Genomic DNA, 24,727 nt, shown 5'->3' on the forward strand with positions numbered 1-24,727 from the left:
ATTAAAGGAGTCTGTATGCCGTTTTATCAGATTGATGGGATCACCCCTGTTGTTAGCCCTGAAAGCTTTGTACACCCTACCGCCGTTATCATTGGCGACGTCATTATTGGCAAGAATGTCTACATCGGTCCTAATGCCAGCCTACGTGGGGATTTTGGACGCTTAATTATTAAAGATGGCGCCAATGTGCAAGATAACTGTGTGATGCACGGTTTTCCGCAATTTGACACGGTAATTGAAGAAAATGGGCATATTGGTCATGGCGCGATTTTGCACGGCTGCCATATTAAGCGCAATGCGTTAGTGGGCATGAATAGCGTGGTGATGGATGGCGCGGTGATTGGCGAAAATTCGATTGTTGGTGCCTGTGCCTTTGTGAAAGCCGATGCTATTTTCCCCGATAACAGTTTGATTGTCGGCACACCTGCCAAAGTGTTGCGCAGCCTATCGGAACAAGAAATTGCGTGGAAAAGTAAAGGAACTGAAGACTACCAAACGCTGGTAACTCGCTGCCTCAATAGTTTTCAAGAAGTGACCCCATTGGCAGAAGAGGAAGCGGATCGTAAAAAACTGATCTTCGAGGATGTGATCCCAAAATCCAGATTATAAATTTCCCTCATAATCCATAAAAAAGTAAGCGCGTGCTAACTTCTCACGCGCCTATTTATCTTAGTGCTTGTTCGCCTTACTGCCAAAAGGTGGTTTCGCAAACCATACCGTCACAATCAGCGCAATAAACACCCAACCGCATAACCAGAAGATTTCGTTTGCCGCAATAATCAACCCTTGGCTGGTAATTTGCTGAGCAATGAAACCGGATGTTTGTTCCGTGGTCATCCCGTGGGCGGCCATTCCTTGGTACATGTCCAGAGATTCCGGATTGTAATCAGTAATAAACTCAGTGAGCTGACTATGATGGACTGCTTCCCGATCGCTCCACATCGTGGTGGTGATTGACGTGCCAATTGAACCCGCCAATGTCCGGAAAAAGTTAGCTAAGCTGGATGCAGAAGCCAGTTTTTCGGGAGGGAGCCCCGATAAGGTGAGCGTTGTGAGCGGCATAAAGAAACACGCCACCGCCATCCCCTGCACCAATTGCGGCCACACCACGGCTGAAAAGCCCATTGAAGGTTCGAAGGTATAAGCGCGCCAGAAGAAACAGATGGCATAGAATACGAAACTGAAGGTGACTATCCAGCGGATATCTAAGAAGTCAGACAGTTTCGCCACTGGTGCCGAGAACAACACGGGTAGCAATCCGATTGGCGCTAATGCCAATCCTGCCCATGTCGCTGTATAGCCATATACCTCCTGCAATAGCTGAGGCAACAAAACTATCGCACCAAAATACGCCATATAGGCCAAGCTGACGGAAATGGTTCCGATAGTAAAATTCCGTGACTTAAACAGCGATAGCTCCACAATCGGATTTTTAGAGGTGAGTTCCCAAATAACCATAAAGACCAGCGCAATCGCAGAGACCACCGCAAGGATGACGATTTCATTGGATGCTAACCAGCCCAACTCTTTTCCTTTATCCAGCAATACTTGCAAGCAACCTACACCCACAGATAACAGCGCTAAACCGATCACGTTAAATGGCACTTTAACAACGGTCGACTCCATGCCTTTAAGAATGATCGAGCCCACAATGATCACGAAGATCCCCAGAGGGATATTCATAAAGAAGATCCAGCTCCAATGGAAATTATCGCTGATATAACCGCCGAAAATAGGACCAAAAACAGGGGCTAAAATAATGGTCATCGACCAAAATGCCAACGCCATGTTCTGCATTTTAGGTGGATAACAGCGCATGATCAGGCTCTGTGAGAGCGGGATAACCGGACCTGCAACCGCACCTTGCAACACGCGACATAAAATCAGCATGCCGAGGCTGTCGGAAAAACCACACAGTAATGAAAATAGCGTAAATAGCGCAGTAGCCCACAGGAAGACCCTTATCTCCCCAAAGCGTTTCGCAAGAAAGCCCGAAATCGCAATAGAAATGGCATTCGATACCCCAAACGAGGTGATAACCCACGTTCCTTGGGATACCGAAACACCTAAGTTACCCGCAATTGTCGGGATAGCCACGTTGGCAATCGTTGAATCGAGTACCTGCATAAATGTGGCGAGGGACAACGCGATGGTTGCCCACACTAATTTAGCCCCTTTGAGCGGTTTAATCTCTGCCATGGGGCTAATCCGCGTTATTGCTAATGATGGTATCGATCACCTGATCAACCTCGTTCAGCTTCAAGACCAAGACATCACTCTCAAAGGCCGGTACTGTGCGCTGAACCTCCGATAACACGGGCCCATTTTGATCTTTAATATCAATGGTGACATTCATCGATAAACCAATACGTAACGGGTGCTTAGCCACTTGTTCTGGGTCTAATTCCACACGTACTGGTAAACGTTGTACTACTTTAATCCAGTTACCCGTGGCATTTTGTGCGGGTAGCAACGAGAACGCGCTGCCGGTTCCCATGTCTAATCCAACGACTGTTCCCTTGTACACAATATCGCTACCATAAAAGTCACTGCTAATGGTCACTGGCTGACCGATACGCACGCTCTCTAATTGCGTCTCTTTATAGTTAGCATCGACCCAAACTGGCTGTACAGGGACAATCGCCATCAGGGAACTTTGTGAACTCACTTGCGAACCCACTTGAACGTTACGACGGGAGACATAACCGGTCATTGGGCTTTTAATTTCAGTGCGCTGTAAATTGATCCAGGCGCTGCGCACGCTATCTGCCGCTTGTTGAATCGCTGGCTGATTTTTCAAAGCGGTATTGCGCAATAATGCACGATTCGCATTATATTGTTGAATAGAGATATCCAACGCGGCTTGGGCAAGTTGCACCGCTTCTTGGGAGTGCTGTAAATCTTCTTTTGAAATTGTTCCGCTGCGCCCTAATGCAATGCGCCGCTGGTAATCTTTTTGGGCTTGCGCAAGGGAGACACGGTTTTGTTGGATTTGCGCCTGATACTGATCCCCATTAATGTACAGCTCTTTGGTTTTGCGCACTGTGGTGGCTAAATCATGTTTAGCTTGTTCGTAGGAAAGCTTGGCATTGGTTTGATCCAACACGACCAATACATCGCCGGCTTTCACCAAATCTGTATTTTCGAAATTAACCTGAGTCACATTCCCTGTTGTTTGCGCAACAATCGGAATTTGCAAACCAGAGACATAGGCGTCATCGGTATATTCTTGGAAACGTAAGACTAAAAACCAATACACACCATAAGCGACAAATAATAGAACAATAATAATGGTGGCAATCACCATCCATAACGTTCTTTTATTTTTCATTTTAGTTTCTTGCGGTGTTTCAGTTGAATTTGTTGATTGTTCCATAATAATTCTCAGGCAAAAGATTCAGTAATATTTCTATCCACTATATTTACGAACTCACTGTAATAATGCAATAGCCAATTATTTTTAAATTCAATTGATTATCGCGTGAAAATTTATATTTTAAAATTGACGAGAATCATAGTTTATTCAATTAGATATAAAATAATAAATGACTAAATAGCCTAATATCCACGAAAAAAAACAATCTAAATAGGATATTAATATTCATCAGTAGAAATAATTCACAAATAAGAAATCCAATTCCGCATTTAATTTATTCTAAAAATGATGAGTTTATTAAATTATTCTATTGCCTGACTCTAATTTGAATATATCGAAATAAGATAATCAAAATAATTTTACTCGCCAATAATGAATTCTATCTAGAATGCCTTGATAGCCTCTTATTGGTACTAACAATCCCCCTATTTTTCCGATGATTTTCTGCAAAAAAAAGTTAACCGAGATCAAACTTCGCCTAAAAAATAGCTAGCTAATTATTTATTTCAGATGTGTTTCAATGGTAATATTCGCAAGACTTATGATTATTATTATCATTTAGATTTACTAGGGATAAATATGAAAATGCGTTCTCAATATTCACTACTTGCTGCGGGTGTTTGCGCAGCTATTGCCTCGTTTGGCGCCACAGCACAAGAAGAATCCGACAAAATGATTGTCACCGCATCCGGATACTCACAGCAGTTACGTGATGCACCAGCCAGTATTACCGTTATCACCGCAGAACAATTACAAAATAAACCGGTACGTGACTTAGCTGATGCCGTTAAAGATGTTGAAGGTGTGAGCGTCGTTGGTAGTGCAAACAAACAAGATATTAATATTCGTGGATTATCTGGCGAATACACACTAATTCTGGTGGATGGTCGTCGCCAAAATAGCCGTGAATCCCGTCCAAATGGTAGCGGTGGATTCGAAGCGGGCTTTATGCCGCCCGTTGAAGCGATTGAGCGTATTGAAGTCATCCGTGGACCAATGTCATCGCTGTATGGTTCAGATGCCATGGGCGGTGTTATCAATATCATCACGAAAAAAGTGACCAATGAGTGGCATGGTAGCGTCACAACTGGAGCCATCATCCAAGAAAATAGCGAAAGCGGCGATTCCATGGATGGTAACTTCTACCTGTCAGGGCCATTAATCCAAGATAAATTAGGCCTGCAACTGTATGGCGGCGGTGATTATCGTAAGGAAGATAAAATTCCTGATGGACACAATAAGAAAGACAATAAAAGCTTAACGGCCAAACTGACTTTCACCCCGATGGAAAATCAAACTTTCTTATTTGAAGCGGGAAGAACCACCCAAGAACGTTACTCAGAACCCGGAAAATCTTTAGCTGAATACTCCATGTTCAATGGTAAGCGTCGCGATAATACCAAATCAGAGATCCACAACGACCGTAACCATATGGCGTTAACCTACAAAGGTGACTGGGATATCATCCAAACGGAAGTGAGCGTTTATCAAGAACAAACAAAGCGTAAAACTAAGTCTGAAACCAAAGATACGAAAACTGGGCTGTATAATTTTGCATACGAAGCCCGTGTTCCTGAAATCACCAATACTGTCGTTGATGGTAAAGTGGTGGCGTTCTTACCGGATAATATTTTGACGGTGGGCAGCCAATACCAACATGCAAAATTGAAAGATACTTCTGCAACCGGAGCGAAAACCACTGAGAATGTTTCCCTCACCGCAGATCAGTATGCCCTGTTCTTAGAAGATGAGTTTACCGCTACCGAGAATCTGATCTTAACCGGTGGGCTACGTTTAGATCACCATGAGTTTTATGGTAATCACTGGAACCCTCGCGGCTATGCGATTTACCACTTAACCGATGAAATTACCCTTAAAGGTGGGGTATCACAGGCTTTCCGTGCACCAACCTTGCGTGAAATCAGCCCAACTTATGGGACATCAACAGAGAAAGGGCTGGGCATTATCTACGGTAATGACAACCTAAAACCAGAGAAAAGCTTTAACCAAGAAATCGGTATTGCTTATGACCATGAGTCTGGCTTTAATGCGAGCTTAATGTTCTTCAATACAGACTTTAAAAATAAACTCACTAGCTATTACACTGGTGAAAAAGACCCAATCACTAATTTGAATCTGTACACCTATGACAACGTGGGTGAAGCCAATATCAAAGGGATTGAAGTGGCTGCGGGTATTCCATTCGCTGAAGATTGGAACCTGAGCCTCAACTACACCTATACCGATTCAGAACGTAAAAGTAATGATGAGAAGCTGACCAGCGGCGAATCCCTCAAAGGCTACCCACTGGACAAAACGCCAAAACATTTAGCCAATGCTAAATTGGATTGGCAATACAATCCAGAGCTGAATCTCTATACCCGAGTTCACTATGAAGGCGAGCAAATTTGGGCTGCACAACGTAATGGTTCATCCGTTCCTCGTTATCGTGATGCCTATACCACCATGGATGTGGGGGCAACCTATCAGTTGTTCAAAAATACCAAATTGAACCTTGCGGTATTAAATCTTGGCAACGAGAAAGGTCCAAAAATCGATGCGGATAATGGCGGTAACTGGGATGTTGAAGATGGACGTCGCTACTGGGCGAATATCAACGTAACATTCTAATCCCTGAGTGCGGGTATGACGCTAGCAGCCAATTACCCGCCGACTTCTTCTTGTTCGATGGCAATTCCGATGATGAAAAAACTGTTTATGGCGAGCCTATTGATGTGTATCGCAACCAGTCCTTGGGCTCGGCCTAACCCGAATATTCCTAGCATTGATGAAAGTGCAAAGCAGGTTTATGACCTTCAGCACCACGATCTGCGCAATGGCGAGCGAGTATTTCGTATTTATAGCGCCGTCCCCCTGAACATAACGGGTAAGCGTCCAGTATTATTTATGTTAGATGGCAATGGGCTATACCCCCACGCCGTCAATCAAGCTGCGAACAAATTTACCCCAGAAACCCTGCCAATCATTATTGGCATGGGGTATCCCAACCATGAAGCTTTCCCTAAAAAAGAGCGTACCTACGATTACACCCCGAAAGTATCCGGTGAGGCATTCAAACAAGGAGGTGGCTCCGATGCCCTTTATCAATTTTTAACGGATACGGTTCGACCATGGGCAGAGCAACAATTTCCCATTGATACCCAACGCCAAACGTTATTTGGGCACTCTTTCGGTGGCTTATTTACCTTAATGGCATACCAAAACCATCCCACTGCTTTCCAGCATTTTGTGTCCGCTAGCCCGTCATTATGGTGGGGGGAAGGAAAAATGGTGGATTTAGCGAAACTGACTAACATAGCGAATGCTTCCCCCATCCACATTGCGCTGGGTGGATTAGAAGAAAAACCTGATTTAACCCGACTAACAGATGAACAAAAACAGAATTACCAAACTCGAAAAAGTTGGATTACATCGCGCAAAATCTGTGAAGAAATTCAGGCTCACCAGCGAGCATGTTCTTTTACTCTTTTTGAGGGAAAAACCCATGGCGGCGTGATCCCTGATGCGATAAACCAAGCGCTGGAAATTACCGTATCTCAGCCTTAAATCCGGGTTATTGTGGACTAATGGGTTTTAGCATATCGTTATACAGATTCGCTAAAATCCCATTGTTGGTAAATTCTTTACGGATCCACTGAGTCACTAACCCCGTTGCAGAGTGCTGAGTCGCTAGCAACATATGTGAATCCTGCCGTGGATTTTGTATTTGTTTCGGAATTAATAGCCCATTTTTAACATGCTCTTTGACCATATAATCGGGCAAAAATCCGATCCCTTCCCCTAAGATTTGGCATTGGCACTTGGTATTAAAATCGGGTACTTGTATCGCTTCCTGCCCATGCAATAGCCAGCCAACCCGCTTATTAATCGTATGCGCCGTATCTTCCACCATAATATTGGGATACAGCCGTAGCTGGCTTTCAGCTATGGGTTCAGGCATTAATGCCAGTGGATGAGTAGAGGCAATTGCAAATTGCCAATGAATCGCACCAATTTCCATATAATCAATCCCGCCACCATCCATCAACGTACCGGGAGCGCCAATCGCAATGTCGGCGATATTATTAATAATCGCATCCCAGACCCCATTATAAACTTCAGTTGTCACTGTAATCTGGCAAGTGGGAAATTGTTTTTTTAATATCTGTAACAGTCTGGCAGTGTGATAGGGCGTGTAGAGAAGCTGATTAATACAAATTCGGACGCGCGCTTCAATCCCTTGTTCAATGGAGTAAATACTCTTTTTAATCGAATGAAAATCATTTAATAAATCAGTGGCTTTGCGGTAAAAATAGAACCCAGCCTCCGTTAACTCAATATTGCGAGTATCACGAATAAACAGCGCAACATCCAAATAGGTTTCAATGCGCTTGATGGTATAGCTCACTGCCGAGGTGGTAATCCCCAATTCTTCCGCCGCTTTACTAAAGCTGCCATACTTTGCTGCGGTGGTGAATGTCAGTAAGTTTTCTTCGATAAAAATTGAGTTCATCGCGTTTCCTGTATTGAATAAAAAACGTTCAAAAATGCATTTTATGTGAATACTATTCAATAGCCTGAAAAATCGATTATTTATTCACCATTTTTTATAGAGTAACAGAAATATTTACTTTGATGGAATGTTTAATTTTTAATGTTTAGACTTAGCTAAAATGACATTCAGTCAAAAACGGAAAAACAAATATAACCAACTCATATTATTGAATTAAAAACATTAAAATCACTTTGCATAACTTTGTCGTTACCTACAAAATCATTACAATAATAACATTTATTAAACTTCTAATTTGATGTGTATCACAGAACTGATCAAATCATTTTGGACTCACCATAACACGTCAATTTTCACCCAAAAAAAGCCGGGAAAAAGCCCAAAAACCGGCATTTAAACGATTAAAATGATGCTTTCACGCACAAAAAGCACGCATTATTAAATTCAATTCAACAATCAGCCCTCCTATTGATGAATGATATTTAAATGGATTCTATTTATTAGTCCCTATTGGTATGCTCTGTTTATCAAATATTCATCGATTTAAAATCGATAAATAAAAATTAAAGCCCTAATACAGGAGAGCGTTATGACAGCCAACGCACTAGTTCAAGAATTTCTTAACGCAGCAGAACAAGGTCAATTAGCGACATTAAAAAATTGTGTCGAGAAAGGTGTGGATATTAACGCGACGAACCGACAAGGTCGTACAGCAATTGTGAATGCAAGTTTAAATAAGCATTATGATTGCATCACTTATTTAATCAGTATTGGTGTGGATATCAATAAACAAGACCAAACCTGTTTTAATCCATTTTTGTTAAGTTGCCTAACCAACGATTTAACTTTATTACGTCTTGTATTACCCGCCAATCCTAATCTTGATTTATTAACACGTTTCGGTGGTGTGGGTATTACCCCAGCCAGTGAAAAAGGCCATGTGGAAATTGTTCAGGAATTACTGGAAAAAACAGACATCAATGTCAATCACACTAACTTTGTTGGCTGGACTCCTTTATTAGAAGCCATCGTATTAAATGATGGAAAAGAGAAGCAACAGCAAATCGTGAAATTACTCTTAGAACATGGTGCCAATCCACATATGACTGATAAATATGGTAAAACACCATTAGAGTTAGCCCGTGAAAAAGGTTATCACGAAATTGAAAAATTGCTGGTCGCGGCAGGTGCTTAATTCCTAATCGAGGAAGCATGTGAATAATATCGCGCCCCATCGACAGATATTATATGGACTAACGGCTGCCCCCCATTTTTATCATCTGTTAAACCAGCCGTTAGAAACAGGACATATTGAGCAGGTATTTAATAAAGCGATTAATTTTTCCATTAATAACTCTTTATTCACGTTACTTTGCTCACAATTAGATAATGCACCAAACAGCTGTCGATTATTAATTAAAGACTTTTCTCTATTTGATATCCATGATGGAGACCTTATCACCATCAATAGTCAGTATATGACTATAGGTGAAAAATACTCACTAAGTTTTGAATTATGTAAAAAATGGCAACCACCACCTATTGAATATAATCCTAATAACCAAAAGGATATTAAATATTTTTTATTTTTAAAAAAACAAATAAACGATTTAGATTTAATTTTAAAAAACCATCCAGGTACCTTGTTTAATTATCAAGGCGATAATGTATTTTATTTTTCAATGGCGAGAAAATTAATTCAATTACGCGTTGAATTAATTGAATTAATAAAACAAAAAAAACGTTCTGACGTTATTTCTGTTATTTCGCAATTTGTCGGGTTAGGCATTGGATTGACGCCGACAGGCGATGATTATCTCGTGGGATTAATGTCTATTTTGCTCTTAAAGCACCATTTTTTGAGCGACATTTATTCCGAATTTTATCAAGGAATTACACCGGCAAAAGCACAAACCACACCGATTAGCGCGGTCACCTTAGAAAAGGCGCTATGCCATGAGTACCGAGAAAATATGTATCGGCTTATTCAATCCATTGTTGATGGGAATAACGACGATATGCAGGCGAATTTTTTAGCGATTTTAAATATCGGGTCGAGTTCAGGTTGCGACATGCTATTTGGCGTTCGTGATGCCTTGTATCTCACTCATTATTTTGGAGAAACAGATGTCGACTAAAGTTGTCATAAAAAAGAATACCTATTTTGATTCCGTATCCCTGATGTCAATTTCAACGAAAGCCAATCAACTTGAAAATGTTGAGCAAGCATTCGTTGCGATGGCAACCGAGATGAATAAAGGTGTATTAAGCAATGTTGGCTTATTGACCCCAGAATTAGAAAACGCGAAGAATGGCGACTTAATGATCGTGATTAAGGGCCCTAGTGATGAAGCAAATGAAGCCTCACTACTCGCCATCGAAGAGTTATTCAATAAGAAGAACCAAGGTGGCTCTACCCACGAAGCGAAATATGCCACACTCAATTCAGCTAAATCACATATCCCAGAGAGCAATCTTGCCATCATTTCCGTGAATGGTCAGTTTGCGGCTCGTGAAGCTCGTATTGCGTTAGAAAATGACCTAAACGTGATGCTATTTTCTGACAACGTCTCCATTGAAGATGAATTAGCGCTTAAGCAATTAGCCAGCCGCAAAGGCTTACTGATGATGGGACCCGATTGTGGCACCGCCATCATTAATGGCACGGCATTATGTTTTGGTAATGATGTTCGTCGTGGCAACATTGGGATCATCGGCGCATCAGGAACGGGAAGCCAAGAACTCAGCGTGCGTATTCACGAATTTGGCGCAGGAGTTTCCCAGCTAATCGGTACCGGTGGACGTGATCTTAGCGAAAAAATTGGCGGGATCATGATGATTGATGCCCTAAAAATGCTGGATGCCGATGATGAAACCCACGTTATTGCCTTAATCTCGAAACCACCAGCCCCTTCCGTCGCCAAAAAAGTGCTCGAGCAAGCGAAAAAATGCCATAAGCCCGTTGTGGTCTGTTTCTTAGGTAGCCAACCATTACCGGATGATGAACCGGGACTGACCTTTGCTCAAGGTACCAAAGAAGCGGCACTGAAAGCGGTTCTGTTAACCGGTATTAAAAAAGAGACGCTAGACCTGCATCCACTGAATTTACCGCTGATTGATGAAGTCCGAGCCATACTGAAACCAGAGCAAAAATATATTCGCGGACTGTTCTGTGGCGGCACATTGTGTGATGAAGCGATGTTCGCAGCACTCGAAAAATATGACGATGTGTACAGCAATATTCAGCCAAACCCTGATTTCCGCTTAAAAGATGTCAATAAAAGTATCGCCCATACCTTCCTAGATTTTGGCGATGATGACTTCACCAACGGTAAACCGCACCCAATGATTGACCCAACAAACCGTATCGGGCGTTTACTACAAGAAGCCCGTGATCCTGAAGTCGGTGTCATCATGATGGACTTTGTGCTTGGCTACGGCTCCCATGAAGACCCAGTTGGCGTAATGATTGATGCGATTAAAGAAGCCAAAAATATCGCGAAGAAAGACGGTCGTGAACTGGTGATTTTAGGCTACGTTCTCGGTACTGACCAAGATTCACCGTCAATGGATGCACAAGTCAAAATGCTCACCGATGCAGATGTCATTTGGGCAAGCAGCAGCACCAATACCGGTTTATTAGGACGTGAGTTTGTTTGGAAAGGGGAAAAAGCATAATGACTTCATTATTTAAGCAACCATTAAACGTAATTAACATTGGCATCGAAATGTTTAGCGATGACCTGAAAAAACAACATGTTCCTGTGACCCATTTAAGCTGGACTCCCCCTGGTCAAGGTAACGTTGCGGTGATCCGCGCTCTAGATAGCATCGAAAATAACGCGGCATTACAGGAAAAAATTGAAGCGGCTAATGCGCAAGCTCTTGAGCGAATTATCCAATCCCAACCTGTATTAGTCGGTTATGACCAAGCGATTAATGTAGTTCCGGGTATGACTAAAAATACCATCCTGCATGCGGGTCCTCCGGTTGCTTGGGAAAACATGTGTGGCGCAATGAAAGGCGCTGTCACGGGTGCGTTAGTCTTTGAAGGGTTAGCTAAAGATTTAGCCGATGCAGAACGTGTTGCTGCATCTGGAGATATTATTTTCTCTCCTTGCCATGAGCATGATTGTGTCGGTTCGATGGCTGGCGTGACTTCCGCCTCCATGTTCATGCACATCGTTGAAAACAAAACCTATGGTAACCGCGCTTTCACCAACCTCAGTGAGCAGATGGCGAAAATTTTACGGATGGGCGCTAACGACCAAAGCGTTATCGACCGTTTAAATTGGATGCGCGATGTATTAGGTCCAATGCTCCGTGACGCAATGAACATTATTGGCGAAATTGATTTACGTTTAATGCTCGCACAAGCCCTACATATGGGGGATGAGTGCCATAACCGTAATAATGCGGGAACCACATTGCTCATTCAGGCACTAACAACAGGGATCATTCAGACTAATTTCTCTGTGGCTCAACAAAAAGAAGTGTTTGATTTTGTTGCCAGCAGCGATTATTTCTCAGGCCCTACGTGGATGGCGATGTGTAAAGCGTCGATGGATGCTGCTCATGGTATCGAATACAGCACCGTCGTCACCACCATGGCACGTAATGGTTATGAATTTGGTTTACGCATTAGCGGGTTACCGGGTCATTGGTTTACGGGACCTTCTCAACAGGTTATCGGTCCCATGTTCGCGGGTTATAAACCTGAAGATTCCGGCTTAGATATTGGGGATTCTGCCATCACAGAAACCTACGGTATCGGTGGTTTTGCCATGGCAACAGCACCGGCAATTGTTGCTCTTGTCGGTGGTACCGTTGACGAAGCTGTAGATTTTTCTCGTCAAATGCGTGAGATTACCCTTGGTGAAAACCCAAATATTACGATCCCACTACTTGGTTTCATGGGAATTCCAACCGCCATTGATATTACCAAAGTTTCTGCAAGCGGCATTTTACCTGTCATCAATACCGCCATTGCCCATAAAGATGCCGGTATCGGCATGATTGGTGCAGGTATTGTTCATCCACCCTTTGAGTGTTTTGAAAAAGCCATGCTTTCTTATGCTCAAAAATATGCATAACCACCAGCAATAGCTAAATAACGCCCGACTTCGGTCGGGTAAAAAAATAAATATAAAGTGACGTATACCCTGATTAGTCTTAATGGAAAACAGCGCTGTAGCTCAAAATATCGATGGAATTAACCCCAACATAATTTGAATTGCAGCTAGGCGGCAAGTCAATGAAATCCAAGGCACATACCAATATGTGACTAGGGCGAATGAACGCAACCAACCACGCTGCAGTTCAAAGAATGACGGGTATGGGGAGTATATAATGAATCTATTGAATATTAAGTGGAAACGTGGGGACTTGGCCGCCTACTTTGGGTTGATGACCAATAACCTAACCAACTTACTCACCATGATGGGATTATTAATTTTCGTTGTTGGAATTCCCTCTGAAATTGTTTACGGCCGTATTGCTCCTGCATTTGGTTTTGCTGTTTTACTTGCCAGTATTAGCTACGCTTACTTTGGTCAGCAGATGATCAAGCAAACCGGTCGTAATGATGTCACCGCGTTGCCATCCGGACCGAGTGCTCCCTCTATTTTCACCGTCACGTTCTTGGTTATCATGCCGGTGTACCAGACCACACAAAATGCTGAGTTTGCGATTCAAATCGCGCTAGTTTGGTGTTTCGTGGAAGCGATGATCCTCGTAGGAGGTTCATTCTTAGGTGAAACTATCCGTAAGATGATCCCGCGTACCGTGCTGTTATCCTGTCTTTCCGGACTGGGATTACTGTTACTGGCGATGAACCCAATGCTGCAAGCATTTGAAGCGCCAACCGTTTCATTCATCGTATTACTGTTAATTTTCATCAACTGGTTTGGTAAAAAGCCGATCTTTGCCCGTATTCCTACCGGCTTATTACTGCTGATTGCGGGTACTGCATTAGCATGGATATCGGGTTTACAAAGTACTGAAGCCATTAAAGATTCCATGGTGTCATTCGGCTTTAACCCACCAGGCATCCATATTGATAGCTTCTTACAAGGCTTACCTCATGCATTACCTTACTTAGCCTCAGCCGTACCACTAGGCTTAGCAAACTATATCTTTGACTTGGAAAACATCGAAAGTGCTCACGCGGCTGGCGATGAGTACAACACTCGTAAAGTTATGCTCGCTAACGGTTTATCCTCGACTGTTGGCTGTTTTATGGGTAACCCATTCCCTGTCACCGTGTATGTGGGTCACGCGGGTTGGAAAGCGATGGGCGCCAGTGTTGGTTATACATTGGCATCCGGTATCACCATGTTCCTTGTTCCACTATTCGGGATCGGCGCATTCATGTTAGCCATCATCCCAATGACCGCTATTGTGCCAATTCTGGTGTTTATCGGCGTGGTCACCGCCAACCAAGTGGTGCGGGAAACACCGAAAATTGAAGTGCCCGTTATCTTTATCTGTCTATTCCCATGGATAGCCAACTGGGCATTGACCATGGTTAACAGCGTGATGAATGCGGCAGGAACCTCTGCAAGTGCCATTGGTGTTGAGACACTGTTACACAAAGGTGTTTATTATCAAGGTCTTGTTCACTTAGGTAACGGTGCACCGTTAGCCAGTATGCTGTGGGGCTGTATTGCGATCTTCGCTATCTTAAATCAGCCATTACGTGGTGCAATTGCCGCGGCAGTTGGCGCCGTACTGGTATTCTTCGGTATCATCCATTCACCTGCGGTAGGTATTGCAACCGGTCCAGCCTTGATGTTTGTTTACGCTTACCTCATGATGGCCGCTTTGTTTGTACTCAAACACTTTTTGGATAGCCGCAAATCGGTAGAACAACAACAACCTGAACATGCTGAAAAAATCAGTAAATCAGCGTAATCAAACCAGCCTTTAATCGTCGGTGTGCCTAGCGCACCGACGTATTCGCTAAATTCTCTGTATCAGGATATATCACAATGAAAGAACTCGTGGTTGTTGCCATCGGGGGCAACAGTATTATTAAAGATAACAACAGCCAGTCTATCGAAGCGCAAGAAAAAGCCGTGCAAGAAGTGGCTCTACATATTTGCGATATGCTCGAAGGCAATTACAACATTGTTTTGACCCATGGCAACGGACCTCAAGTTGGTCTTGATCTACGCCGTGCAGAAATTGCCCATCGGGAAGAAGGCTTGCCATTAACCCCATTAGCCAACTGTGTGGCAGATACCCAAGGTGGGATTGGTTATTTAGTTCAACAAGCACTCACTAATGCGCTGATGCAACGCCATCAACGACAAGCGGTCACGATGATCACCCAAGTGGAAGTTGATCAGCACGATCCTAATTTTGATGCACCCACCAAACCGATCGGCGCATTTTTTACTGAAGCCCAAGCTAACCAGTTAAAGCAAAATAACCCTGAATGGCATTTTGTGGAGGACTCTGGACGAGGCTATCGTCGCGTGGTTGCTTCACCAGAACCTAAACATGTTATTGAATCACAAGCGATTCGCACGCTAGTCGATAACCAATATGTGGTGGTTGCCGCTGGTGGCGGTGGCATTCCAGTCATTAAGAACAGTCATGGACAATATCAAAGTATCGATGCGGTCATTGATAAAGATTTATCGACTGCGTTACTGGCTGAGGAATTAAAAGCGGAGATTTTAGTGATCACCACGGGCGTGGAAAAAGTGTGTATTCACTTCGGGAAACCGCAACAACAAGCCCTTGGGGAAACGTCCGTGAGTGATATGCAACGCTATATGGAAGAGGGGCATTTCCCTGCGGGAAGTATGCTACCAAAAATCGAGGCGAGTTTGTCATTCATTAAACAGGGTGGAAAACGCGTGATTATCACCACACCTGAAAAATTGCCGGATGCATTACGCGGTGAAACTGGCACTCATATTGTTCAGGGGTAATTCGATTCGCGTTTCCTACGGTTGATAAGTAGGAAACGCATTTATCATTTTTTAGTTAATGACCACGGTTTTAGCGAGATAATCCACAATATCTTGTAAACGTCGCCATTTCATCCACACTTCATCACGCAATGGCTGCTCCGTATAAATTTCAACCGCGGCAATCAACTCTAACAGCTCTAAAGAATCAATGTGTACATCCGCGATAAGCTCAGCATCCATTGAATATTGTTTCGTAATCCCTGAATAAGTCCGCATTTGCTGAATATGATTTTCTAGCCATTGCTGCGCAGTCGCATGTTGTGTGGTCATTAAGTTACCTTATGAGAAGTGTTTTCCATTGTCGTCATACTTCTCTTTGGCGACTTGGTCACGGGTTAGCGCCCCCATTTCCGTCAAGGTTACAGGCTTGCTGGTTTTGGTCTCCGCCAGTTGCCACGTTTTTTTGATTTGCCCAGTGACTTCATCTTCCACTTCCACCGCTTCAAATCGGTTAGCGAATACCGTATTTTGTGTTTGAATCTTCATGTCTGTATTCTGGCTGTAGGCTTCTTGTAACGATGAGTCACGGGTTAATGCGCCGCGTTCACTTAATGTCACAGGCTTAGTTTCCTTTCCAGATAACTGCCATGAATGTCGAACTTTTCCTGTTGCGGGATCATTCATCGATACGCGAACATATTTATTCGCAAAACTTCCACCCAGTTGCTTTTCTTCCACCAATGTCGGAGCCTCGGTGACAACTTCCTGAATATGACGGATGATTGGCACGTCTAACGTTGTTGTAAAACGCGCTGGCGATTTAACAACTGGTGCACAAAGCTCCACATTCAATACCGATCGAAATGACGAAGGCAACCCAGCTTTTTCAATTGAATCTTTTTCAACTAAGACTTTTTCGATAACCGTTTTTTCGCTAGTGACTTCTGCCGATTTGACGTTATTGATGCTCGTTATTTCTTGCGGCGACGCATAATAATTACTTGTATTATAAGTATTATACATATTTTCATTATGTGTAGTGGTGGCTGGTAATAATGACTCTTTAGGGGCAGATGCAGGGAAATATTGTCGGCCATCAACCGTGTCCTCCTCTGGAGCTGATACCGGTAAAGACGGTGCTTTTGGCTCCCCTAAATCCATTTTGATTTTGAGTGGGCGAATAGTTTCTATTTTTTCTTCCAAAGATAAAAACATATTGTGGATTTGGCAGGCTTTATCGACAAAAGCTTCACGTTTATGCTGCTCATATTCACGAATTGCGCCAGCGGCTCGCTGTTCACAACCATAGTTCAGTGAGCTAACCAAAAAGCTATCGATAGGGTGGCTAGCAATTTCGTCTTGGCTAAAGTAGGTTTCTAAAACTTGCTTAATAGAGGGATCAACATACTGCTGCTGATATCGTTGAGCTAATACTTGCAGTTTACCCTGCCCCAATTTCAATAATGCCGATTCGATTTTTTTATCAAATACTTTTTCTTCATGGCTTAATACGCGTTTTGCATGGGAGTTTTTTTCTCCCATTTTATAAAGTGTTGTAATTAAATCAGCCGCTGAATCTAATAATGAGCTTATGCCGCTTAACTCTTCAGGCTTGAGCAATGTTAAAAGAACTAAGTTATTCTCTGGGCGATAATTGATTTCCTGCTGTGCCAAATTACCACTTGCCCCCGCACAGATTACCGACAGAATCATATTCCGTGTAATTTCAGGGTAGCGACTCTTTAATAATTTATGAATATTGAGCGATTGCTCAATATGATTATGCTGATGCAATTTATTACGGTCTCCCGCAATAGAAATCATATTATTCATTTCTTCACTAATTGGAAAAACACGCTCATTTTGCGCTGTATGTACTGACGCAATTTGTGACGCCATTTCACTGGTATCAGCGATTTTACGGGGATCGGATGGTGAGTTTACCAATCGATTATTTGATAGCGCGGTGCTTCCAATAGGCATAAATATTCCTCATAATTACTTATGATTAAACTTTAAAATTTATTAATTACCTAAATCACATATTGATTAGGCTATTGTTGTTCTGGTTTAAATCTTTAATTAACTGAATTAATAGCTGAACTAATGTTTCAAAGTGACTATTATCCTGACGGAACGTTTCTAAAAGCCTTGAAACGCTACTATTCACTGCGTTTTTTTGAGCATCAATCGCCGTCTGTAAGCTCTGTAGTTCTTGAGACATAATATCGCTACCATTCCAAGTTGCTGAGGAGTGGGTAACCGAATAATACATTTCAGCAATGGGCTTCATATCAGGATATATTTTGATCTCATTATTCTTGTATTCAACAATAAACCCTTGCCCAGAAAGCTTTTTATCCCAAAACTCAAACTCTTCTTGAGTTCCTTTAATGGCAGTTAACGGGGTCGCGTTACTGAAATCTGCCGACCAGCCGCCAAAATAGGCCCCAGGATCACTACCTGAGTAACTCTTACCCGAGTATTTACTGATCATTTTATCCATATCTTGTAATAGGGCTTCTGGCTTCAGTTGAATTTTCCCATCACTTCCCGCCGTAATATACTGGCTCATCTTACCCACTGCCGTATTCACATCTTGCATATACTGAGTCGAGGCTTTGACCACTTCACCGTATTTCTTTTGGTACCCAGAATGGATATTCTCGATTAGGTTGCTGATACCCTGAACATGTGGACGCCCATCCGCCACGGCATCTGCAATATGACGAGAAGCTTGATTATAACGGTCAACTGCGCGTTTACTTCGACGTTTCACATCTTTGATTTGATCATTGAGTCGCTCAATATCCGAAGAAACTGCTCTTTCCTGATAAGGCTCAAGGGCAACGTCATAACCCAACTGTTGAAAATGCTGAGTCGCTTGTTGATATGCATCTCCCTGGGCATCCAGCGGAGATAGGCCAGCGTCACGTACTGACGTGTTCACCTGCGTTTGTGATTCCACGGGCTTCCCCCCTTTTAACAGGGGAGAATGGGCATAGCTAGTGAGTGAAAAAGTATCCATCATCATAATTAACCTTTTTATCCCCTAACAATGCTTTGGAATGTTCTTTGCTGTTCTTCTTTGATCTCATTGACGCTTTTACGCATCTCTTTAACGAGATCACTATTTTTGTCGACTTGTTTATCTTTATCGGCAGATACCGAGCGAGCCATATCCGCGACAGATTGTTGAGTCATTTTGTTGGCTTCTTCCGATTTAACATTGACTTGATTAGCGGAGGTTGCCATCTGCCCCGCGTTGTCAGATAAACGAGAGCCTTGTTCTGCAACCCCCATATGGACACGCGTTTTATTCATAATGCGCTCATGCTCGTCTCGCTCCGCTAACCCTAATTTATTGGTTCGCTGGGCGGCTTCAGCTCCACGTTGGTTTGCCAATGCTTTTTGTGCTGGTGTTGCACTATCCACCATATCCACATCTACGCCATCTTTAGTTTTTAAAGATAAATTGTTTCCTTTCAGTCCATTAGCTGAAGAGAGGGAACCGGCATTTAACTCATTTAAGCGATCAGCCGCCGCACCATTTTGGTTCGCTTTGACTAGATTATTTTTAATCGATTGTGTTTGTTTATGAAGAGAACGCGCTTGGAATGCAGCGCCTGCGGTACTAATGGCTAATGAGGTAAAGAAACCCGTTAAAGCACCCGCAAACATCTCTTTACCTTCTTTAATGGTAGATTCCGCAGCGGATTCCACCATTTTGGCATTTAGCATTAAGAAATCAGCACTAATACGACGATCAGAAATATTTAATTCAGCCACAACCTTGCGGATTATTTTCATCAATTCCACGATCAAGTCGCTGCTGATGATCCCAACAAATTCACTGTTCTTCACGGCTTGAACGGATTTAGTCTCTTTTGAAGAAACTCCCGTAACGCCTTGGTTATTTAAAACATCTTTAAAGAAAGACCCAGCTAAAATCACATAAATTGCCTGTGAAAATTGCTTAATTACGGCTTCATCATCCAACAGCATATTTTTTGCTGTTAACTCAGTACTTTCATTGACCACCTTAGTTAAGGTGGTTTCAACCATGTCAGGAGTCAAAGAGATAAAAGTGCGTAAATCATTTAATAACAGCGCTTTTTCTGGGGAATCTAATTGGTCTAATGCATTAGTGAGTGCCTCAGCATTCACTGTGCCACTTGGGATTTTTAGGGCGACTCTTTCACCCGAAATTTCAGCTGCATTCGCTGTAATATCACTGATAGTAACTGATTTTGGTGTATTTTCTGCTGCTGTAGATGGTGTAGATGCTTGAGCATTTGTCTGCCCAACTGGCTTGGATAATACTGGAGAAAATAGGGATTGAGTTACGGTTGTCATAAGATTATCTCCAAAAAATTAAGCGAAGCGTGCTGTTTTTAGCATGTCGACTTTGTTACTGTTTGAGCGATTCAAAGAATTCATCATGGTGGTGAACATTTCATCTAACTGTTCATAGTTTTTTGAAACAGACTTAATTAGTGCATTTAGCAATTCTTCAAGAGCCTGTATCACCTCACTATTTAACATCATGCCCGCTAACATCTCTTTCATATCTCTATGCTGCGCTGCGGCACTTAAACGTAATCCGCCTGTCGTTGCCGCATTTGCAACAGATAACCCAGCGCCTGTCCCTTTCATTCCCACTTCCAAGCGAGCCATCGTTACACTCTGTGTTTTACTGTTTGCAGCCACATCTTTTACGGTTTTTGCAATGTCTTTAACATCATCGACTTTGCTACCCACTTGCTCGACAGACTTAGCAATCTCTTGGGCATCATCAAATTTATCTGCTAGCTTGGTTAATTTCGTGAGCTTAACCATTTCATCGGCATTATCAGCGGCTGATTGTCCAACTTTGGCACCTTTAGTTGCCATATTTCCGAGAGCATTAGTGAAACTTTTCGGCATAGACTTAATGGCGCTTTTTAATATAGTTCCCACATTTTTTGCCAACATCTTGGTCACGTTGGTGACCGTATTGGCGATGTTCTTCACAAATGAGGACATTGAAAGCAATGAAATTGCTAAAAAGGCAATCGCTGCAAGCACCATACCGACAATGCTACCGATACGTTTGGCTTCCTCTTCAGGAACCCCAAACGCCACTAGCATATCGGTGACGGCACTGGATATTTCAGCGGCAAGCATCTGCATTAAGCTCCCTTGCCCCGTTTCTTCTAAAACAATATCTGTCACCGCTAATGCGATACCAATCGCAGCTACCGCTAAGGTTAATGGGGCAGCCGCGCCAAAGGTCGCTACCGTCGCAATCACCGAAATTGCGAGCATTACGTAACTGAAAATCTTGCTCGCACAAGAGGCTGCTTTATTGGCATCCGCCGCTTTGCGCTCCGCTTCTGCCGCTTCTTTAGCTTTTTTATCGGAGTCTTTACGCGCCGCTTCACTAACTTTCATCATCACCTCTTCTTGCTCTTTGAGGTTGCGAATCGAATCTTCATTCATCGCTTTCTTGAGCGTAGCGGTGAGCATGGTGAGTAAAGCAATGGTGTTTTCCCATTTATCCCCATCGACCTCTGTAGGGCGTGGCGCAGTTTCAATAAATTGATTTAATTTTTGGCGCTCTATATCTGCATTTTGAGCTAATTTAGCTGCATCTTCTGCGATAACTTCCAATTTGCTCTGTAACACGTTGATATCATCATGACATGTAGTCACTTGGCTATTTAATGTCCGGAGGTTCTCCGTAAGCTGGTGATTCTGCACCTGTAATGGTTGGATTTGATGAGTCAGCTCTGCGATGTTTGCTTGCAGCATTAGCTGTGCGCTGTCGGTTTCTGGTGTGTTTGGTAATGAAGAGAGTTGGACTAAAGACGCTTTATTTTCATTGAGTTGAGATTGTCGCTGCGCCAATTCATCTTGATTCTGTTTTATCGATAATTGTGAAGTCTGTTGCTGTGTCTTTAAGCTATGTAACGCATTTTTTGCGGCAAGTAACTGGTTTTTTTGCGTGTCGAACTCGGCTGCGGAGCCATTAAGTTGCTCTGTTGCTACGGCAAATGAGTCGAGCAACAAAGCCCCTTTTTCTCGTAACGCAGCCGATTCAATATTCAGCAATTGTAAGCGGTTGCTTAACTCCGTTAAGTTTCCAGCAAACAACAGTTGGCGTAACGTTGCAAACGTATCGATTAATACCGCGTTGGCATTGAATCCCTTTTCCTGCTGAGCCTCTGGTGACATTTTCAAAACAGTGAATGGCTGCGCTACTTTTTTTCAACAGCAAATTACACTGCCCCGCATGGAACAGTGGTCGGTAATCATTCTTGGTCAATACAAATGCCAACGCATATAACTCCGTCGCTTTCTCATAACGTTTCGTTAATTGATAAACCGCGGCAAGTCCCATGACATAATCGGTATTGTAGAAATCATAGATGCTTAAGAATCGGAAAAAGGTTTCCGCTTCATCTAATTTACCTTGCTGATAAAACTCATAAGCATAAGCATAGATACCGTCCATGGTACTTTGAGGAATACCGTGGATATCTTTATAGGTAGCACCTTCCATTAAGGCGCTGGTAATACTGTCGAGTAAAGCTTCCATATCAACGTCTTTTAAATCGTCGGTTGCGGTATGATTCATATTCTCACCTTGTTATTAATGTGTGGCATATGATGCAAACCCTGATGATTGCATCATAATTAATCAAATAATCTGTTTCTTATAAAAAACGATTTAGCAAAATAATAATTAATTTACACCCTTATCAAATTATGAATGTGATTCGGTTTTAATTAGTTTTTCCAATGTTTCGTCAACATCTATTCCCAGTTTTTCTAATTCAACACGAATTAACCAGGTAATTATTTGCATAACACTCTGTAATCCTTGGTCATCAATAAAACTGTCTTTTTTATATGTTCGCCATATTTGGCGAGCCAATATAATATCTCTTACAACGGGAACACCTTGCTGCTGTGCATATTTAATAATGGCTTTTGCTTGTACTCCGCGCATTTTTGCCATTAAAAAAGGTAGTGGCGCAATGTTTGAATCGTAATAAATTAACATCGCAATATGCGTAGGGTTCGCCATAATAAATGTCGAATTTCGCACGTTTGATTTCACTTCCTCAGAGAGGATTTCTTGGTGTAAACCTTTTCGAGCGCTCTTGATATGCGGGTCACCCTCATTATCTTTAAATTCTTTTTTAACTTCTTGTTTTTCCATTTTTAAGTTTTTAATAAACAAGAAAAACTCTGCAATAGCATCAATCACAACGATGAAAACCGCCACCGCCAGAAACACAAAAACAAATAAAATACAAAGTGTTACCCAACTACTCATCATGCCGTTGATGGTGGTTCGATAGAGCATAAAAATCTCTTGTCGCCACACCACAAAAAAAGTTGCGGCTGAAATACTGAATACCAATAAATATAAAATAGCTTTAATAAGTTCCTTTAGTGAGTTTAAAGAAAATATTTTCTTAAACCCCGCAATTGGATTTAACTTAGTAAAATCAATTTTGATTGCTTCTGTTGCCAATCGAAATCGACTCTGTAATAAAGAAACAATCGTCCCCGATAAAAAGCAGGCAATTAAAATAGGCAAAACCAAACTTAAAAATATTTTTGAAAACTGCCAAAGTAAATTATCAATATGAATATCGTATGGATGCAATAATATTCTTTTCATTAGCCCGCCAAGTTCATATAAGCTAGCGGCGCCATCAATAACTAATGCACCGACAACTAATACAATGGCTGCAACCGTATCCTTACTTTTAAAACTTTGTCCTTTTTTAGCAGAGTCTTTTATTTTTTTGTCGGTAGGCTTTTCTGTTTTTTCAGCCATAGCAATCTCTACTTACATTAAGGATCAAGAAATACGCTATTCAATGGCGACATTGAAATCATATTCACTAAGATGTCCGGTACTTCATTTTGGAAATAAAGTAAAAAAACAATAAATGCAATAATCGATTTAATGGCGAGCGATAATGAAAATGCATTTAATTGTGGGCAAAAACGGGAATATAACCCGAGCGCGACTTCCGAAATAAATAACGTCACAATAATGGGTGCCGTTAAAATAACACCATTCACCACGGCTTTGTTTAACCATTCAGCCAACGGCAAGCTGTTAAAAGACGTAAACCCATGAGCAAATGGCAATAATTGGTAACTTTGCGCAAAAACATTAGCGAGCTGGTACATACCGCCTTGAGCTAAAAAAACCATACACACGATATAGCTGATAAAAACCGCGAGCTCAGAAGCTTCGCTACCGCTTGCCGGATCCACGATACTACTGATGGTTTCCCCTCGCTGGGTATCAATCAGTTCACCAATAATGTTGGCAATCATAAACGGTAAGCCCAAAATCAGTGCCAGTACGATACCAATGCAAATTTCATATAAAAATACTTCACTAAGACTCATTTGTGCCCAATCAATGTCTCTCGCCGATAAATAGGGCCACATTCCTAGCGCCAAATACGCTACAACGCAGTTCTTAATGATCCCCCCGTTGAGCAGCTTGTTGCTCAAAAAAGGCAGAAAAAACATGACAGGGGCAATGCGTAGCCAAGCTAAAGCAATTTTCATTAACCCATGCTGAAAATTAAAATAGACAGAGGATGCCAGAGAAATCATCTCCTGATTCATCCAAATAGCCCTATGGATGGCAACGCTGCCGTCATAACTTCAAGGGCATAATTCATGACTTTATCTGCTAACCAACCCGAGATCATAAATAAGCAACCAAAAACGGCTAATAATTTGATACCAAAAGGTAATGTCTGTTCTTGAAGCTGTGTCACTGTCTGCAAAAGACCCACCAGCAATCCAACCACAGTCGCGACAATCACGGGAATGGCAGACAAAATAACAATCAGCAACATCGCCTTATTGCTCACATAAACGATTGAATCCATC

The 24,727-nt window shown here is 42.3% G+C and carries 21 protein-coding genes; 9 read left to right on the forward strand and 12 right to left on the reverse strand.

Annotation, left to right across the window (positions count from 1 at the left end):
• Positions 1–15: 15 nt before the first annotated feature.
• Complete coding sequence (gene paaY / locus PROVRUST_RS06150; RefSeq protein ID WP_006813874.1) at positions 16–609, forward strand: phenylacetic acid degradation protein PaaY; 594 nt, start codon at positions 16–18, stop codon at positions 607–609.
• Between the two features lie 60 nt (positions 610–669).
• Here the strand turns inward: paaY and PROVRUST_RS06155 are convergent, their stop codons facing one another.
• Positions 670–2,199, reverse strand: a complete 1,530-nt coding sequence (locus PROVRUST_RS06155; RefSeq protein ID WP_006813875.1) for a DHA2 family efflux MFS transporter permease subunit — start codon at positions 2,197–2,199, stop codon at positions 670–672.
• A gap of 4 nt (positions 2,200–2,203) precedes the next feature.
• Positions 2,204–3,376, reverse strand: coding sequence for a multidrug efflux MFS transporter periplasmic adaptor subunit EmrA (gene emrA / locus PROVRUST_RS06160; protein WP_006813876.1), 1,173 nt, complete (start codon positions 3,374–3,376; stop codon positions 2,204–2,206).
• Between the two features lie 585 nt (positions 3,377–3,961).
• Between emrA and PROVRUST_RS06165 the strand changes: the two genes are divergently transcribed.
• Both PROVRUST_RS06165 and PROVRUST_RS06170 read left to right on the forward strand, forming a co-directional pair.
• Complete coding sequence (locus tag PROVRUST_RS06165) at positions 3,962–6,007, forward strand: TonB-dependent receptor domain-containing protein (protein ID WP_172459974.1); 2,046 nt, start codon at positions 3,962–3,964, stop codon at positions 6,005–6,007.
• A 15-nt stretch (positions 6,008–6,022) separates the two neighbouring features.
• Positions 6,023–6,943: an alpha/beta hydrolase gene (locus PROVRUST_RS06170; protein ID WP_084789699.1), complete on the forward strand. Its 921-nt coding sequence runs from the start codon at positions 6,023–6,025 to the stop codon at positions 6,941–6,943.
• 7 nt (positions 6,944–6,950) lie between these two features.
• On the opposite strand, the gene PROVRUST_RS06175 is transcribed toward PROVRUST_RS06170, so the two are convergent.
• Positions 6,951–7,889, reverse strand: coding sequence for a LysR substrate-binding domain-containing protein (locus PROVRUST_RS06175; RefSeq protein WP_006813880.1), 939 nt, complete (start codon positions 7,887–7,889; stop codon positions 6,951–6,953).
• Between the two features lie 589 nt (positions 7,890–8,478).
• On the opposite strand from PROVRUST_RS06175, the gene PROVRUST_RS06180 reads away from it, so the two are divergent.
• The 6 genes from PROVRUST_RS06180 (at position 8,479) to PROVRUST_RS06205 (ending at position 15,829) form a co-directional block, all read left to right on the forward strand.
• Positions 8,479–9,084 carry an ankyrin repeat domain-containing protein gene (locus PROVRUST_RS06180; RefSeq protein ID WP_006813881.1) on the forward strand — a complete coding sequence of 202 codons (606 nt, stop codon included), beginning with the start codon at positions 8,479–8,481 and terminating at the stop codon, positions 9,082–9,084.
• 19 nt (positions 9,085–9,103) lie between these two features.
• Positions 9,104–10,027 carry an oxamate carbamoyltransferase subunit AllH family protein gene (locus PROVRUST_RS06185; protein WP_006813882.1) on the forward strand — a complete coding sequence of 308 codons (924 nt, stop codon included), beginning with the start codon at positions 9,104–9,106 and terminating at the stop codon, positions 10,025–10,027.
• Positions 10,017–11,567: an acyl-CoA synthetase FdrA gene (gene fdrA / locus PROVRUST_RS06190; RefSeq protein WP_006813883.1), complete on the forward strand. Its 1,551-nt coding sequence runs from the start codon at positions 10,017–10,019 to the stop codon at positions 11,565–11,567. The genes PROVRUST_RS06185 and fdrA overlap by 11 nt, the downstream gene beginning before the upstream one ends.
• Positions 11,567–12,982 (forward strand): YlbE family protein, encoded by a 1,416-nt coding sequence (locus PROVRUST_RS06195; protein ID WP_006813884.1) that lies wholly within the window; start codon positions 11,567–11,569, stop codon positions 12,980–12,982. Before fdrA ends, PROVRUST_RS06195 begins: the two co-directional genes overlap by 1 nt.
• 256 nt (positions 12,983–13,238) lie before the next feature.
• Positions 13,239–14,801 (forward strand): permease family protein, encoded by a 1,563-nt coding sequence (locus tag PROVRUST_RS06200; RefSeq protein ID WP_006813885.1) that lies wholly within the window; start codon positions 13,239–13,241, stop codon positions 14,799–14,801.
• A gap of 77 nt (positions 14,802–14,878) precedes the next feature.
• Positions 14,879–15,829, forward strand: coding sequence for a carbamate kinase family protein (locus PROVRUST_RS06205; RefSeq protein WP_006813886.1), 951 nt, complete (start codon positions 14,879–14,881; stop codon positions 15,827–15,829).
• Between the two features lie 51 nt (positions 15,830–15,880).
• Here the strand turns inward: PROVRUST_RS06205 and PROVRUST_RS06210 are convergent, their stop codons facing one another.
• The 9 genes from PROVRUST_RS06210 to PROVRUST_RS06250 all read right to left on the reverse strand — a co-directional run bounded on the left by PROVRUST_RS06210 (position 15,881) and on the right by PROVRUST_RS06250 (position 24,726).
• Positions 15,881–16,141 carry an acyl carrier protein gene (locus PROVRUST_RS06210; protein ID WP_006813887.1) on the reverse strand — a complete coding sequence of 87 codons (261 nt, stop codon included), beginning with the start codon at positions 16,139–16,141 and terminating at the stop codon, positions 15,881–15,883.
• Positions 16,142–16,150: 9 nt separating this feature from the next.
• A complete protein-coding gene (locus PROVRUST_RS06215; RefSeq protein WP_006813888.1) occupies positions 16,151–17,794 on the reverse strand; it encodes a hypothetical protein in 1,644 nt (547 codons plus the stop codon).
• A 55-nt stretch (positions 17,795–17,849) separates the two neighbouring features.
• Complete coding sequence (locus PROVRUST_RS06220) at positions 17,850–18,779, reverse strand: IpaD/SipD/SspD family type III secretion system needle tip protein (protein ID WP_169305265.1); 930 nt, start codon at positions 18,777–18,779, stop codon at positions 17,850–17,852.
• 77 nt (positions 18,780–18,856) lie between these two features.
• Entirely contained in the window at positions 18,857–20,167 is a 1,311-nt protein-coding gene (locus PROVRUST_RS06225) for an IpaC/SipC family type III secretion system effector (RefSeq protein WP_006813890.1), read from the reverse strand.
• A gap of 18 nt (positions 20,168–20,185) precedes the next feature.
• A complete protein-coding gene (gene sctE / locus PROVRUST_RS20145) occupies positions 20,186–21,976 on the reverse strand; it encodes a type III secretion system translocon subunit SseC family protein (RefSeq protein ID WP_377093657.1) in 1,791 nt (596 codons plus the stop codon).
• Entirely contained in the window at positions 21,891–22,430 is a 540-nt protein-coding gene (gene sicA, locus PROVRUST_RS06235; RefSeq protein WP_006813892.1) for a type III secretion system translocator chaperone SicA, read from the reverse strand. The genes sctE and sicA overlap by 86 nt, the downstream gene beginning before the upstream one ends.
• A 129-nt stretch (positions 22,431–22,559) precedes the next feature.
• Positions 22,560–23,645, reverse strand: coding sequence for an EscU/YscU/HrcU family type III secretion system export apparatus switch protein (locus PROVRUST_RS06240; protein ID WP_006813893.1), 1,086 nt, complete (start codon positions 23,643–23,645; stop codon positions 22,560–22,562).
• Between the two features lie 17 nt (positions 23,646–23,662).
• Positions 23,663–24,457 carry a type III secretion system export apparatus subunit SctT gene (gene sctT / locus PROVRUST_RS06245; protein WP_006813894.1) on the reverse strand — a complete coding sequence of 265 codons (795 nt, stop codon included), beginning with the start codon at positions 24,455–24,457 and terminating at the stop codon, positions 23,663–23,665.
• A complete protein-coding gene (locus tag PROVRUST_RS06250) occupies positions 24,454–24,726 on the reverse strand; it encodes an EscS/YscS/HrcS family type III secretion system export apparatus protein (protein ID WP_039854915.1) in 273 nt (90 codons plus the stop codon). Before PROVRUST_RS06250 ends, sctT begins: the two co-directional genes overlap by 4 nt.
• Position 24,727 lies beyond the last annotated feature (1 nt).

It is taken from the genome of Providencia rustigianii DSM 4541 (genome assembly GCF_000156395.1).
In the GTDB taxonomy this organism is placed as follows: Bacteria; Pseudomonadota; Gammaproteobacteria; order Enterobacterales; family Enterobacteriaceae; genus Providencia; species Providencia rustigianii.

Excerpts from the sequence above, each read along its gene's own strand:
- PROVRUST_RS06175 (WP_006813880.1), bottom strand. The coding sequence starts at position 7,889 with ATGAACTCAATTTTTATCGAAGAAAACTTACTGACATTCACCACCGCA.
- PROVRUST_RS06195 (WP_006813884.1), top strand. The coding sequence starts at position 11,567 with ATGACTTCATTATTTAAGCAACCATTAAACGTAATTAACATTGGCATC.
- PROVRUST_RS06165 (WP_172459974.1), top strand. The coding sequence starts at position 3,962 with ATGCGTTCTCAATATTCACTACTTGCTGCGGGTGTTTGCGCAGCTATT.
- PROVRUST_RS06180 (WP_006813881.1), top strand. The coding sequence starts at position 8,479 with ATGACAGCCAACGCACTAGTTCAAGAATTTCTTAACGCAGCAGAACAA.
- PROVRUST_RS06210 (WP_006813887.1), bottom strand. The coding sequence starts at position 16,141 with ATGACCACACAACATGCGACTGCGCAGCAATGGCTAGAAAATCATATT.
- PROVRUST_RS06225 (WP_006813890.1), bottom strand. The coding sequence starts at position 20,167 with ATGACAACCGTAACTCAATCCCTATTTTCTCCAGTATTATCCAAGCCA.
- PROVRUST_RS06215 (WP_006813888.1), bottom strand. The coding sequence starts at position 17,794 with ATGCCTATTGGAAGCACCGCGCTATCAAATAATCGATTGGTAAACTCA.
- PROVRUST_RS06240 (WP_006813893.1), bottom strand. The coding sequence starts at position 23,645 with ATGGCTGAAAAAACAGAAAAGCCTACCGACAAAAAAATAAAAGACTCT.
- sicA (WP_006813892.1), bottom strand. The coding sequence starts at position 22,430 with ATGAATCATACCGCAACCGACGATTTAAAAGACGTTGATATGGAAGCT.
- PROVRUST_RS06170 (WP_084789699.1), top strand. The coding sequence starts at position 6,023 with ATGACGCTAGCAGCCAATTACCCGCCGACTTCTTCTTGTTCGATGGCA.
- PROVRUST_RS06250 (WP_039854915.1), bottom strand. The coding sequence starts at position 24,726 with ATGGATTCAATCGTTTATGTGAGCAATAAGGCGATGTTGCTGATTGTT.
- PROVRUST_RS06200 (WP_006813885.1), top strand. The coding sequence starts at position 13,239 with ATGAATCTATTGAATATTAAGTGGAAACGTGGGGACTTGGCCGCCTAC.
- paaY (WP_006813874.1), top strand. The coding sequence starts at position 16 with ATGCCGTTTTATCAGATTGATGGGATCACCCCTGTTGTTAGCCCTGAA.
- fdrA (WP_006813883.1), top strand. The coding sequence starts at position 10,017 with ATGTCGACTAAAGTTGTCATAAAAAAGAATACCTATTTTGATTCCGTA.
- PROVRUST_RS06155 (WP_006813875.1), bottom strand. The coding sequence starts at position 2,199 with ATGGCAGAGATTAAACCGCTCAAAGGGGCTAAATTAGTGTGGGCAACC.
- sctT (WP_006813894.1), bottom strand. The coding sequence starts at position 24,457 with ATGAATCAGGAGATGATTTCTCTGGCATCCTCTGTCTATTTTAATTTT.
- PROVRUST_RS06205 (WP_006813886.1), top strand. The coding sequence starts at position 14,879 with ATGAAAGAACTCGTGGTTGTTGCCATCGGGGGCAACAGTATTATTAAA.
- emrA (WP_006813876.1), bottom strand. The coding sequence starts at position 3,376 with ATGGAACAATCAACAAATTCAACTGAAACACCGCAAGAAACTAAAATG.